Source organism: Anaerovirgula multivorans (assembly GCF_900188145.1).
Classification (GTDB): Bacteria; Bacillota; Clostridia; order Peptostreptococcales; family Natronincolaceae; genus Anaerovirgula; species Anaerovirgula multivorans.
On record NZ_FZOJ01000039.1, the window covers coordinates 1 to 13255 of the forward strand.

The window sequence follows — 13255 nt, forward strand, 5'->3', positions numbered from 1 at the left end:
TATGAGTACAGACCACGAGTTTTGTATATACTCAAACAAAGAATTACATCTGTTCGAGTACTATAAGTACTATATTTTACTATCACGAGTTATCTAGTTATCAATAAATTTTGTTGGTTCTGTTCTATAGACTGTTAATGCTGGTATTAATCCTGACAATAGACCTAATAGTAATACTGTAGCAAGGGTTGTCATTTCACCAGGCCATAGCTGTAGTGCATTGACGTACAGACCAGCAGTCTCTTGTAGTTGCTTGCCAATCCAGTGGGCCACTACATGCCCCCCTATAAAACCTATCATGCTACCTATAGTAGTTACAACTAAAGCTTCCAATACTACAATAGATAATATCTTTGTTTTAGAAGCCCCTAGCATCCTCATAACTGCAACATCCTTTCGACGTTCAGCCATAGAACTCATCAGGGAGATTAGAATAGATAATGCAGCTATGATAATGGATATATAGGCTAAGAAGTTTGCTACAGCAGCACCATTTCCTAAAATTTTCAATAGCTGTCTTAAAACAACCACGATAAAAGCAGCCTGAGCAGGATGGTTTAAATCCCCTTCAATTTCTCGTTTTAAGGAAGATAATGCAACAATGTCCTGCCCCTTCACTAAAATGGCAGTAAGCTCAGGGTCTACATCATGATGGTGGTCATAGTCATCTTCGTCATGATGATGATCCGCTTCCTCATGGTCATGATCATGGTCTTCTTCATGGTCATGATGGTGACCATCCTCATCATAATGATATTCATCTTCATACTCCTCTGCATCCAATTGTTTATCCTCTTCATCGTCCTTATCTTCATCTCGATAGGTATAGTAAGGTCTATGGATATTATGTATATCATGGGCTTCCCACACACTTTCTATCATAGTGAAGATAATATAATCATCAGCACTATGCTGTGGCTTCAAAACACCTACTACAGTATAGCTTAAATCGTGATCATGATCATCCTCGTTAGATCCCTCTACTCCATGGGCGCCTTTGAAGGTATCTCCAACTCTGAGGGCTCCTTCTTCTGCTAATTTGCTGCCTATAACAACCTCTCCAATATTGTTATAAAAATCTCCTTCACTTAAAACTTCCGTTATGTCTTCATCTATATCAACAAAATAGGTATTATCCGTTCCTACAATCCTATAATTCCCATAACTGTCTCCAAGGGCTAAAGGAATCGCCTTCACAACCCTTTCATCTGCTGCAATACCTTCATAAATCCCATAATCAATGTTCCCAATTGGTACATCATAATGAAATATCGTACTTAAAATTAATTGACTAGAGCTGCCCTTTGCTCCAACAATCATGTCATACCCTCCACCTTGATATATGGCGCCCTGTTGAAGGGCTGCCGAAATGATTAAAATTGCTATTAGTAAAATCACACCTATAGAAACAGATAATGTAGTCAATAGGGAGGAAAGCTTTCTATTGGACAAATTACTGATAATCACCCTTAAGATTCCCATAATGTCCCCTCCCCTCCATGAAGAATAGCTCGATTGATTTCTCGAATATCAACAATCTGGGTAAACTCATTTTTAAATTCTTCACTATGGGTTACCATCACCAAAGTGATTTTTTCCTTATTGCATAAATCCTTCAGTAGCCTAAACACCTTCATTCCTGTATGATAGTCAATATTTCCTGTTGGTTCATCCGCAAGAATCAGCTTAGCTTCATTTGCCAAGGCTCTTGCTATAGCAACCCTTTGTTGTTCACCCCTAGACAAGTTAGCGGGTCTATGATTTAATCGATGAGAAAGGTGAACCTTTCCTAAAAGTTCTTTTGCCCGTTCCTGCTGTTGTGGTTTACTAATTAACCCTCTAAACATCATGGGCAGCATAACATTTTCCATGGCTGTTAAGCTATTTACCAAGTTAAAGTTTTGAAAAATGTAGCCAATGAGTTTAGAACGAAATCTGTCTTTTTCGCTTTCCTTAAAGAGATCAACCCTTATTCCATCCACTAACACTTCTCCCTTTGTTGGATGTACTAAGCCCGAAATAATGTTTAATAGGGTTGTTTTCCCTGATCCACTGGGACCTACTAAAGCCAGTTGACTGCCCTCTTTGATTTCATAAAAGGGAATATCCAATACTTTTAAGGAGCCTTCATTAGAATGATATGTTTTTTCAAGATTTTTTAAGACAATCACTATCACTTTCCTCCTCTGTCACAACATTAATAATGATTCCTTTGCATAAACATAAAAAAATAGACTAAATAATTATTCTTTATGTTTATTCGACAGTATGAAAAAAATTCCTGCAAATGATTTGCAAAATCACTTGCTTATAATTACAATTTACAAAAAAAAGACGATAAGGCCTTTATGACTTTATCGTCCATCCAATAAATTTACAATATATACTATAACATTTAATATTTTAATATTCCCTCTTACTTTCATAGTGTCTTAAATAATTGGGTAAAATTTTCTCCTCTGTATGGTCATTCCCCTCATACCTTAGCAAGGTTTTAATATTAATGGTATGATTGTTTTTGTCATGCTTTATTTCTACCTTCTCTGGTCTACCATCATCTTGATACAAATGAAGATACTGATGCACAATATCACTAGCTGATTCTGTATTGACATCCTCATATATCTGAAGATATTCTTTCTCTGGTATCTCTAAATAAAGATCATATCCAGTTTCATGCTTAACTCTTCTATCAAAAACACTTTCTAACACGGGAAAATTCCACCTTTCTATATATTAAACTTGTGGATATTAAATAGAATCCTGTAAAAGCACAAGATCAACTAATATTATTTTCCCCTCTTTTTGTGAAGATATGAAAAGTAGATGCCAATACTGCTATCACTATATAAAATGACATTTTCCTTCTTCTGCTAACTCTAAAATATATGGGAATGCTTCCTTCGCTTCACTTATTAAATCCGTAGTATTTATCTCAGGTAAAAAATGGGTTAAAACAATTCTGCGAAGGTCTGCTTTCAAAGCAATCTCTGCCGCTTGTTTTCCCGATAAATGCGGTATGGTTTCTGTCATATCCTTATGCAGAATATTGGCTTCGCACAAGAACAAATTGCTTTCTTTTATAAAATCTATGAGGCCATCAAAATATCTTGTATCACCAGAATAAACAAATTTCTTTTTATCTTTTTCAAATGCCATCGCATAGCATTCAACAGGATGATTTGTTTTTTTAAAGGTAACCTTGATGTCATTTATCATTACTTCCGCTTTTTCCTTTATAATGTTCCGACTATAAGCCCCATTGTACTGTATTCTTTCATAGTCTTCTTGTGGACTTGCCGGTAAGTAGATAGGGATAGGACTTTTCAATTTTCCTAGCATCTGTCTAATATTAATGGCATATCTTAAGACCAATAAATCACTCATATGATCAGGATGCAAATGACTTATAAATATTGCGTCAAGCTTATTTAAATCATTACAATAGGTGAATAGTTTTGATAATACTCCATTACCACAGTCAATAAGAATTTTAGTTCTCTCATCTTCAAGCAGGTAGCCAGAGCATGCTCCTCCTGCTTTAGGATAAGGTCCATAACAACCTAATACAGTTAACTTCAAGTATATTCCTCCTCTAATTTAAAATATTATATGGTTATTATTAACCTAAGTTTTAAAAATTAGTATGCTTGAAGCTTGTTATTGGTCTTTTTTATCATATTGATAGCATCATGAATTGGTTTATAGTATGGAATAATACTTCGAGCTTTATAAAGATGCCATATTGCTTTCTCCATATTTCCTAATCGGGAATGAATTAATCCCAATTGATATTGTCCATATCCATTTTCCGGCATATTTTCCACTAGTAATTTTGTATATTTGTAGGCTGTTTTTGTTTCCTTTAATCTAAAAAAGTATATTTGACTTAAACTCATTAATAAATAAGTATCTTTCGGATTATAATTTAAAGCTTTTCTATAGTAGTTTACAGCCTCTGCATAGTTTTCTTCATCATAATAACAATCCCCTATACCAGTATATATATCTAGCTTAAAATCCTCAACTAAAGGATCTTTTCCTAATTTTAACGCTCTATTATAGCAGTCTATTGCATCTTTATTATCTTCTATCTCATAAAGTACATCACCCATTAGCTTCCAGAAATACGAGTTGTTCGGATCTTTATCTAGAACCTTTCTAAGAAAATCAGTAGCATATTCATAACTACCTATATTAATTAAGGAGATAATTAAATTACTAATTAAATATTGATTTTCAGGGCTTTTTTTCAAGGCTTCTCTACAAATACTAAAGGCTTCCTCTTCCATTCCATTTATGATATAAAAGCTGCTTATATTCAAGTAAGGCTCTACAGAATCGGGTTGAAGAATGGCTTGCATTTTTAAACATTTTATTGCTTTTCCTACATTTCCTATATTCTCATAAAGATAGGCCAAATCTTCTAAAATATAAAATCGTCTGTACTTTTTTAGAAAAAACGGATTATATTTTAGAAATATCATGAAACCCTTATAGGCAACATCTATTCTATCGTGTTTTATATGACTTTTTACCTCTTGAAAAAATAATTTCCAAGCTTCATCATCATTGTCTCTATTTAAAAGGTTATATTTATCTAACCACTGTTTTTCTAAATCCTTTAAAGCCATGTTTTCCTTCGGATAAAATACATGACTATTTACATATTTTAAATCAACACTATCCACCAAATGGGTATACAAAACTTTACCCCTTTCATCTGTTGAAAAGTGAATCTCTATCCAAAAACCAGGAATACTTTTAAACCTATTTTTTAGCTTTATATTTTTAATTCCTGCTATTTCATCAGACAGGATCTCATCCTTTTCGGTTGCTACAGAATTTGCTTGTAATTGTTCTTTTATAAATTGTCTTCTTTCACTTTTGTTAGAAAAGAAAATATTTAATACCATGTTGAGTCCTCCTTCGGGAGCAAGTTGCTACTTCTTATATATAATACTATAACATAAAACAATTGTTAACAATGAAAAATCCTATATATTTATTTTTCTTTGTTAATAAATATAATATAATGAGTTAGAAAAGGGGGATTGCATCATGTTATGTAGAAAAAGATTTGCACTTCTACTTTCATTGATTATTACTATCAACCTGCTAACGAGTTGTATGTTCTTAGCAGAGGACACAGATTTGTCTATTCATGTAATAAATGTAGGCCAAGGAGATAGTATTTTGGTTAAAACACCAAATGGCAGAACGATGTTGATCGATGGAGGTGAACCTACTGCAGGTAGATCAGTTGTCTCCTATTTAAGAAAAAACAAAGTAAAAAAAATAGATATATTAATAGCTACCCATCCTCATACAGACCACATTGGTGGACTCATTGATGTAATTGATCAATTTCAGATAGATAGCTTCTATATGCCCTATAAAATACATACTAGTCAAACCTATGAAAGATTATTAGATGCTGCTAACAATAAGGGATTAAAGGCTACCCCTGCAACCAATGATATTATTATTAACTTGGATGAGGATATCGTCTTATACTTTCTGGGACCTTTAAAGGATTACGGAGATGATTTGAATAATTGGAGCGTTGTAGTAAAAATGGACTATAAAGTACAATCTTTTCTATTTACAGGTGATCTTGAATCGTTGGGAGAAATGGACTTACTAACCGCCTATAATGCTGACTTCTTACATGCACAATTTTTAAAAGTGGCTCATCACGGCAGTAATACCTCTACCAGTCAACGATTCTTAGAGGCTGTACAGCCTAGGATAGCAGTGATATCCAGCGGTAAGGATAACTCCTATGGACATCCTCATCGAGAAGTAATAGATCGATTAAGAGATTTTAATATGGCCATATATCGCACAGACCAGCAGGGTACTATTGTTATAAAAAGTGATGGTAATAGGATTTGGTCTAATGAAAAACCCTATTACCATTAAGAAATAATCTATTTTCTTTTACTGTCAATCAGCTTCATAATCTTTTCTTGTTCTACAGACTTTATACCATATAATTGAAAAACAAGCTGGTCTATTTCCATTTGGCTTTCTATTACTATGCTTTTATCATGATTATGTTCGATAATATATCTCACTAGTTTTTCAATCGCTTCACATTTTTTAACAGCAGAAGGATAACAGATGGGCATCCCCTTCAGGGGAGTAGCATACAATTCTAAGTACTCTCCTTTCCTTTTGCCCCTATAAAATAGCCAGTAATACATTAAAGATGAGTTTAACAGCCCTAATAAATAGTACAAGGAAACTTCCTTGTTTTTAGCGGTAATATAATAGACATCAGCACTAGCATACCAAGCCTCTTTTACATAAGAAAATGTGTTTTCAAGAGCTCTCTGAGGTACTACAATCTTTTCTCCTTCAAAAATTTCAGAATTTCTAGGCCACTGCAGGGCATACCATTTTCTCGTACCCTTCTGTACTTCTCTCCTCTGTTCTAAAATATTTTTGTACTTTGATAAATGCCTGTACAAACTGGGAATCTGATAGATATCCGGTAAGTTATGATCATCAATATATAGTAGATATAACCCCTGTTTTTTTAAGGTATGATATTTTTTAATATGACTATTTTTATAAAAATCTTTAACGTAGATGCTTTTCAAGTCATCCTCAAGATTAAGCTCCTGTAATTCTTCTTCTTTTAAGACGAAAACTCCAGCACCTATATCCTCTTCTATCCCTAATTTGGAAGCCCACGAGGCAGTTAGTTTGTCAGCGCCGCTGACAATTCCTTGGTTTACATAGCATAAATCATCTAATAGATAATTTCCTCTTTTTTCAATTTTTTTCAACACTTCTTCTTGACTACCAAAGCTTTGTATAGAAATCTGCCCTCTACAATCATATAGGTTGTCTTTAGAAATCTTTGCAATTTCTAATTGCGGCATCTGTTTCTTCTGTAACAGCACTTCATACAAGTCATCCATAACTATTCTTTCTATTGCGAAATTGACTAATGTAGTAGGTTTGCTTATTTGATTCTTTTCTAAAAGAAAAATCATATTATGCTGTCCTTTAGCATCAGCAAATAGATTTAAGCTATTGAAGTTAATGATTTCTCTGAAATTGAAGTTGCTTTCTATAAAGCGCCTTAGCTTCTTTGCTCCATCAGCTGTCACGAAATAATTGGTAGTAATATAGCATAAAATTCCCTCTTTTTTTAATATTTCATAGGCTTTATAAATAAAAAAATAGAAGTAATCCATTTTTCGTTCATAGTACTTTTCTCCAAATTCCCACTGTCTAATATTCTGAAATAACGACTTATTTCCTCGTTCTCCAATATAAGGGGGATTTCCTAAGACGATATCAAAAGAACTTTCAGTTCCTATTGTTTTCTCAAAATCTATCACTAATACATCTTCATTAAAAATATGCAACGCTGCTTCTCCCATCTGAAACCCACATAAATTTTGCGCTTCTATAAGGACTAGTAGTTTACAAAGGATAGTTGTATTCTCTTGAATATCGACACCATAAAGATTGTTTTGTATTATTTGTTTGATTAGATCTTGGTCATTGAAGTTTCTTCCGATCAATTGATACAACTCTTTATTCAATGAATATAGGAAGTGAAGAGACTGCCGTAAAAATACGCCCCCTCCACAAGCAATATCAATAATTTTTATTTCTCCTAATAATTGAATTGTCTGAAGAATAAAATTCATAGACAGAGTATGTTTCTTTTTTAAAAAGTAGTCCTTAAGATTTTCGTACTGATTGCCGATCTTGCTATCTATATAGGAAAGAATCCCCTGAGTCGTCATATATTCAACTATAGGCTTGGGCGTATAGTAGGAACCAGTTTTTAATCGAAGGCTTTCCTGTAGAATTCTTTCATAGGTTTCTTCCATTATTTTCACAGATATACTTATATTTCTATTAGTACAATATTTCTGAAAAATACTGTCTCTTAGTTGTAAATATTCCTTTTCTTGAATCATTTCATATTTATTACAAAGATAAGAAAAATGTTTATCGCTCTTTACCCTTTCCATAAATTGCTGCCGGTTATACTCATCTAAAGAAAATTTTCCTTGATTATAGGTATACATGTTTAAATAAATCCATAATAAAATATCTTGGCTGTTTATATCATACTTTTCCTGTACTTTATTAATAATCAAATAACAACTATTCCTAAAAGAGTTTTCCATCCTTCTCATCTCACCCTTAAATTTAAATTATTTTATTATTATAATTTTGATTAATAAAAAAGAAAAAAAGGTGGATATACCACCTTCTCCTATCATAGAATGCCTATGATAGGTCATAAAATGTTTGCGTTGTGTGTTGTAGATAGTATTCAACAAAAAAATATAAAATCCTTCTTTTTGATAATTTTAATTTCCTTTTGAAAATGGAATATGTTGGAGTATCTAAAATTGTTGCTATCTTTGATAAAATATGAATAGAACAAACTTACTTCCCAGGAGATCCTTCATTTTGTTCAGTATGACAGGCAGGATCAAGGAAGAATTTATAAATTTCATAGACTTAACAAATTATTTTTTAAATGAAAACATATACTTGAATGAGGTGATAAATATGAAGTTTAAATTTTTGAATATTTTGGTTTTTGTTTTTATTCTCCTTTTATTTTTTTATACCTATAATTTTTTCCAAACTCCACAGTCAGTGGCCACCTTCCAATCTTATAGTTCTCCTTCCCTCAAAATCGATAATGCGCTGATAAAATTGTTAAATAGCGAAGATATAGATACAAAAAAAGAGGCAGAAAAAGAAATAATTCAGACTACATTAACAGCTATTAATTATGAAAAATGGCAAGAGTTTGAGGAGTATATAGAAATGAAGCTTTATGTAGAAACTGTACTGCCTAAAGATACAGAACAGTTGATTGTAGTATTAAATCTTTCAAAGGACTTAGCTGTAGTGACAATATTTGAAGCTGTTGCCAATGACTATATATTTCATAGTAAAATAGAAAATCTTTTGCCAATAGATAAAATTGAATTTTTATCTCCCTCTTCTCATTCTTATAAAATGATGCTTCTCTATCAAACACTAGATGAAAAGTTCGGTTCCTACTTTTTCGAAGAATTTTTACAAGCATACTTGTATCTTTCTAATGATTTTAGAAACATCTGGCATAAAACCCTCTATTATGAGGAAGTTTATAAAGAGGTTTGGATAGATCCCCAAGCGGATGATACTTTGTGGAATAGAGTTGTTGAAGAAACTATGATAGACTTTATAGATGAGGATCCTATAAAAATTAATACCTTCACTACACTGGAGAAATATATTACGCGTTCTTCCGAGTATCCTAATACTGATAAATTTGCATTAGTTCATACTAATCATTATAAACGATCCTATTATTGGAGCAGTGAATTCAATTTATTTATCTTAGGTGAAGTGACAAAGGATGTTTTTCTATCGGACACTGCCCTATTAGAGGATATGGAAAGTAATCGAGAAGTTCTATATGGAATAGTAAATAGTAACTATAAGGTAGTTACCTCAAAGGGAGAAATACTGTACCTCCCTAAAAATAAATTCCAGGCTATGTTCCAAAGTTTTCTAGAAGAGTGATATAATAATTACAAAACTAAGGATAAATGAGGTGTGCAATGAAAATGAAAACAGAAAAGTTATTTTGGAAGGATGCTTATTTAAAAGAATTCAAAGCTAATATTGTATCTGTAGAACCTTATAAGGAGGATGCTTCAAAATTTGTTGTAGTATTAGATAAAACAGCCTTTTACCCTGAAGGAGGAGGCCAGCCTTGGGATAGAGGTAAAATTGGAGATGCTAACGTCCTTTATGTTTATGAAGAGGATGAATTAATACTTCATGTTGTAGATAAAACACCTACTGATAGTCAAGATATCCTATGCTGTATTGATTGGACAAGACGCTTTGATTTTATGCAGCAGCACTTAGGACAGCATATTCTCTCTAGCGTATTTGAAAAACTTTATGATACTAGTACAGTAGGTTTCCATTTAGGTAATGAATTTGTTACAATCGACATTGATAAGCTCTCCTTCGATAGTCATGAAGCTGAGGCTGTAGAAATAAGTGCTAATGAAATTATTTATGATAATTTACAGGTTAGAACTTTATATCCCACGAAGGAAGAAGTTTCTAATCTTCCTCTTAGAAAACCTCCTACCGTGTCAGAGGGTATACGCATTGTGGAGGTTGATGGCTATGATTTTTCACCCTGTGGTGGCACACATCCGAAAAAAACCGGTGCTGTCGGTATCATAAAAATCCGTAAATGGGAGAAAAATAAAAGTAATATCAGAATAGAATTTGTTTGTGGTACAAGAGCCTTAAAAGACTATAGCTGGAAGAACCAACAAATTAATAGAATAACCAGCATGTTGTCGGTTAGGGATTGCGAGGCAGAGGATGCTGTTACAAGAATCTTTCAAGAAAACAAAGAATTAAATAAAACCGTAAGAACTTTTAAGAGAAGTTTAATGAATTATCAAGTTAAAGAATTATATGCTAATGCAGATAAGATAGGTAATTACTCTTTAGTCATCAAGATTTTTGAAGGTGAGGATATTAAAGATATTAAGGTAATGGCTTCTACTTTAGTCCAATATCCTAACACAATTTCTTTATTAGCTACTAAAGCTGATAAAGCACAGGTTATTTTTTCCTGTTCTAAGGAAGTACCTGTTAATATGAACCAGCTATTTAAGGAGGTTATTCCATTAATTAATGGTAAAGGCGGCGGGAATGCCACCAGTGCACAGGGCGGCGGAGATGAAACCTATAACTTAGAAGGATTAATGCAAGCAGCCCATAAAAAAATAATTATGGAATATATAAAATAGCTTTTGTGTAGATTAGATATATACCGATAAATGTGAGACCTAACCTTATTTAAGGAGAGGTTTTACATTTTTATAATCTTGCTGAAGGAGAGGATTCCATGAGAAAAACTGTTATAGAAATGATGAGAGAACGAGGGGTGACCCTCGAAGATATGGCTGAGTTAGTAGTTGAGCTTCAAAAAGACTATGTACCTTTGACGCACGATATAGCTATTGAAAACCTACATAAAGTTCTACAAAAAAGAGAAGTACAAAATGCTATTCTTACAGGTATACAGTTAGATAAGCTAGCAGAAAACAACCTAATTGAGGAACCACTACTCTCCATAATTAAACGGGATGATTCTTTGTACGGTATTGATGAGATTATGGCCTTAAGTATTACTAATATATACGGTTCAATCGGCTTTACAAACTTTGGTTACTTAGATAAGCTCAAGCCTGGAATCATTGGCAAAATAAATGCCCATGAGCATGGGCAAGTAAATACCTTTTTAGATGATTTAGTTTCTGGAATTATAGCTGCCGCTTGTTCCCGCATAGCACATTCCTTTGAAGACCCAGGAGACGATGAATAGTTTACTATTTATCGTCTCTTTCTTCCTTCCATATTCGTTCTTCTTCCTTTATTTGCTGAATCATCATTAAATCTTCTTCCTTTATTTGCTGAGTCATTGCTAAATCTGCGCTCTCTTTTTCCAGCATTTGCAGGTTCCATATTAATTTGTCTTCCCTTAATACGGTTTTTATTCATAGCTTGTAATACTTGATTAGCGTATTGTTCGGGTACTTCAACAAAAGTAAAGGTTTCTAATATATCGATAACCCCTACCATATTCCCATCGATTCCTGCCTCACCAGTAATAGCTCCTAAAATATGTCCTGGATTTATACCATGCTTTTTCCCTATGTTTAAGAACATCCTAACCATACCTGCTTCAGCACCAGTATCTGTTGAGGCCACATCTTGAGCTGCTTCTATAGCATCTTCATCATTTTTATTAATCATTAGCTTCATTAAAGCTGCTGCTATATCAATAGAGCTATATTCCTCTGATAGTTTTTCAACAAAGGTAGTATATTCTGCAATTCCACCTTTTTCAATAGTGGCAGTAATGTTTTTAGCGATAGTTTCCCTTTGCTTTTCAGCAATATCGTTAATCGTTGGTAGACTTTTTCTTTTTATTCTTGTTTTTGCATAGGTTTCTAATGCTTTTAAGGTTCTAATTTGTCTTCCAGCAACAAAGGTATAGGCTAAACCTAACTTTCCTGCTCTACCTGTTCTACCGATTCTATGAACATAGTATTCAAAATCCTCTGGTATATCATAATTAACTACAAGTTCTACATCATCTACATCAATTCCTCTGGCTGCTACATCGGTAGCTACTAGCAATTCGATGGTGCCATCTCTAAACTTTTTCATTACTCTATCTCTTTGGCTTTGTTTTAAATCCCCATGTAATCCTTCAACAGAATAACCCCTACTCTGAAGACTTTCTACCAATTCGTCAACACCTTTTTTTGTTCTACAGAAAATAATTCCTAAATCACTTTCCTCCATATCTAAAACTCTACATAAAGCATCTAGTTTTTCATGGTTTCTTACTTCAAAATAATATTGAGCAATCTGAGGAACAGTTAATTCCTTATGCACTACTTTTATTTTTTCAGGCTTTTTCATATACTTCTTTGCTATATTTTCTATTTCTTTCGGCATTGTTGCAGAGAACATAGCAGTTTGTCGTTCTCTCGGAGTACTCTCCAATATGGTTTCAATATCCTCTAGGAATCCCATATCCAACATCTGATCTGCCTCGTCTAATACAACACCTACTACATGATCTAGTTTTAACGTTTTTCTTTTAATATGATCAATGATCCTACCTGGAGTTCCTACAACGATTTGGACTCCTTGCTTTAAAGCCTTTATTTGTCTATCTATAGGTTGTCCTCCATAAATAGCTAATGATTTCATCCCATATACATGTTTAGAAAACTTTCTAAGCTCATCTGCTACCTGCATGGATAGTTCTCTCGTTGGAGTCAATATTAATATCTGAACAGTCTTGTCATTTAGATCCACTTTTTCAATCATAGGTATGCCAAAGGCTGCCGTCTTTCCTGTTCCTGTTTGAGCTTGCCCAATAATATCTTTACCTTCATATAATTTAGGTAATGCCTGCGCCTGAATAGGGGTAGGTGCCTCAAATCCTAATTCCTCAATTGTTTTTAGAATGTGTGGATTAATGTTTAAATCTTTGAATTCAATAGTTTTCATTTCATCTCTCCTGATTTTAGTTTTTTACTGATACATTATATCTCTTTTGCCTAATTATGTAAATGATTAATTCTATATACTATTTTTGATTGTTTTTTCAAACAATATACACCTAAATTATAATTCTATACTAAATAAGTATGATTTATTA

At 33.1% G+C, this 13255-nt stretch carries 11 protein-coding genes; 4 read left to right on the top strand and 7 right to left on the bottom strand.

All coding sequences use genetic code 11. The annotated features are described in order from the left end of the window. Nucleotides 1-93: 93 nt before the first annotated feature. The 5 genes from CHB72_RS22465 to CHB72_RS22485 form a co-directional block, all read right to left on the bottom strand. Nucleotides 94-1482, bottom strand: a complete 1389-nt coding sequence (locus tag CHB72_RS22465) for an FtsX-like permease family protein (protein ID WP_089285113.1) — start codon at nt 1480-1482, stop codon at nt 94-96. Further along, nucleotides 1470-2171: an ABC transporter ATP-binding protein gene (locus CHB72_RS22470; RefSeq protein WP_176431547.1), complete on the bottom strand. Its 702-nt coding sequence runs from the start codon at nt 2169-2171 to the stop codon at nt 1470-1472. The genes CHB72_RS22465 and CHB72_RS22470 overlap by 13 nt, the downstream gene beginning before the upstream one ends. 232 nt (nt 2172-2403) lie before the next feature. Continuing rightward, the gene (locus CHB72_RS22475) at nt 2404-2712 is read right to left on the bottom strand and encodes a hypothetical protein (protein ID WP_089285115.1); all 309 of its coding nucleotides are present in this window, start codon (nt 2710-2712) and stop codon (nt 2404-2406) included. A gap of 132 nt (nt 2713-2844) precedes the next feature. Then, nucleotides 2845-3582 (bottom strand): MBL fold metallo-hydrolase, encoded by a 738-nt coding sequence (locus CHB72_RS22480; RefSeq protein WP_089285116.1) that lies wholly within the window; start codon nt 3580-3582, stop codon nt 2845-2847. A gap of 59 nt (nt 3583-3641) precedes the next feature. After that, nucleotides 3642-4916, bottom strand: coding sequence for a tetratricopeptide repeat protein (locus CHB72_RS22485; protein ID WP_089285117.1), 1275 nt, complete (start codon nt 4914-4916; stop codon nt 3642-3644). Between the two features lie 145 nt (nt 4917-5061). Between CHB72_RS22485 and CHB72_RS22490 the strand changes: the two genes are divergently transcribed. Continuing rightward, the gene (locus tag CHB72_RS22490; RefSeq protein ID WP_089285118.1) at nt 5062-5925 is read left to right on the top strand and encodes a ComEC/Rec2 family competence protein; all 864 of its coding nucleotides are present in this window, start codon (nt 5062-5064) and stop codon (nt 5923-5925) included. A gap of 8 nt (nt 5926-5933) precedes the next feature. On the opposite strand, the gene CHB72_RS22495 is transcribed toward CHB72_RS22490, so the two are convergent. Continuing rightward, nucleotides 5934-8132 (bottom strand): Eco57I restriction-modification methylase domain-containing protein, encoded by a 2199-nt coding sequence (locus CHB72_RS22495; protein ID WP_176431548.1) that lies wholly within the window; start codon nt 8130-8132, stop codon nt 5934-5936. Nucleotides 8133-8553: 421 nt separating this feature from the next. On the opposite strand from CHB72_RS22495, the gene CHB72_RS22500 reads away from it, so the two are divergent. From CHB72_RS22500 to CHB72_RS22510, 3 genes are all read left to right on the top strand, one after another. After that, the gene (locus tag CHB72_RS22500; protein WP_207652630.1) at nt 8554-9564 is read left to right on the top strand and encodes a hypothetical protein; all 1011 of its coding nucleotides are present in this window, start codon (nt 8554-8556) and stop codon (nt 9562-9564) included. A 38-nt stretch (nt 9565-9602) separates the two neighbouring features. Beyond that, the gene (locus tag CHB72_RS22505) at nt 9603-10823 is read left to right on the top strand and encodes an alanyl-tRNA editing protein (protein WP_176431549.1); all 1221 of its coding nucleotides are present in this window, start codon (nt 9603-9605) and stop codon (nt 10821-10823) included. 98 nt (nt 10824-10921) lie between these two features. Then, nucleotides 10922-11401: a phosphatidylglycerophosphatase A family protein gene (locus CHB72_RS22510; protein ID WP_089285122.1), complete on the top strand. Its 480-nt coding sequence runs from the start codon at nt 10922-10924 to the stop codon at nt 11399-11401. 8 nt (nt 11402-11409) lie between these two features. Here CHB72_RS22510 and CHB72_RS22515 read toward each other — a convergent pair whose 3' ends face one another. Beyond that, complete coding sequence (locus tag CHB72_RS22515; RefSeq protein ID WP_089285123.1) at nt 11410-13104, bottom strand: DEAD/DEAH box helicase; 1695 nt, start codon at nt 13102-13104, stop codon at nt 11410-11412. Nucleotides 13105-13255: the final 151 nt, after the last annotated feature.

What these genes read in the sequence shown, in the direction of transcription:
- CHB72_RS22515 (WP_089285123.1), bottom strand. Translation starts at nt 13,104, where the DNA reads ATGAAAACTATTGAATTCAAAGATTTAAACATTAATCCACACATTCTA.
- CHB72_RS22510 (WP_089285122.1), top strand. Translation starts at nt 10,922, where the DNA reads ATGAGAAAAACTGTTATAGAAATGATGAGAGAACGAGGGGTGACCCTC.
- CHB72_RS22485 (WP_089285117.1), bottom strand. Translation starts at nt 4,916, where the DNA reads ATGGTATTAAATATTTTCTTTTCTAACAAAAGTGAAAGAAGACAATTT.
- CHB72_RS22505 (WP_176431549.1), top strand. Translation starts at nt 9,603, where the DNA reads ATGAAAATGAAAACAGAAAAGTTATTTTGGAAGGATGCTTATTTAAAA.
- CHB72_RS22490 (WP_089285118.1), top strand. Translation starts at nt 5,062, where the DNA reads ATGTTATGTAGAAAAAGATTTGCACTTCTACTTTCATTGATTATTACT.
- CHB72_RS22465 (WP_089285113.1), bottom strand. Translation starts at nt 1,482, where the DNA reads ATGGGAATCTTAAGGGTGATTATCAGTAATTTGTCCAATAGAAAGCTT.
- CHB72_RS22500 (WP_207652630.1), top strand. Translation starts at nt 8,554, where the DNA reads ATGAAGTTTAAATTTTTGAATATTTTGGTTTTTGTTTTTATTCTCCTT.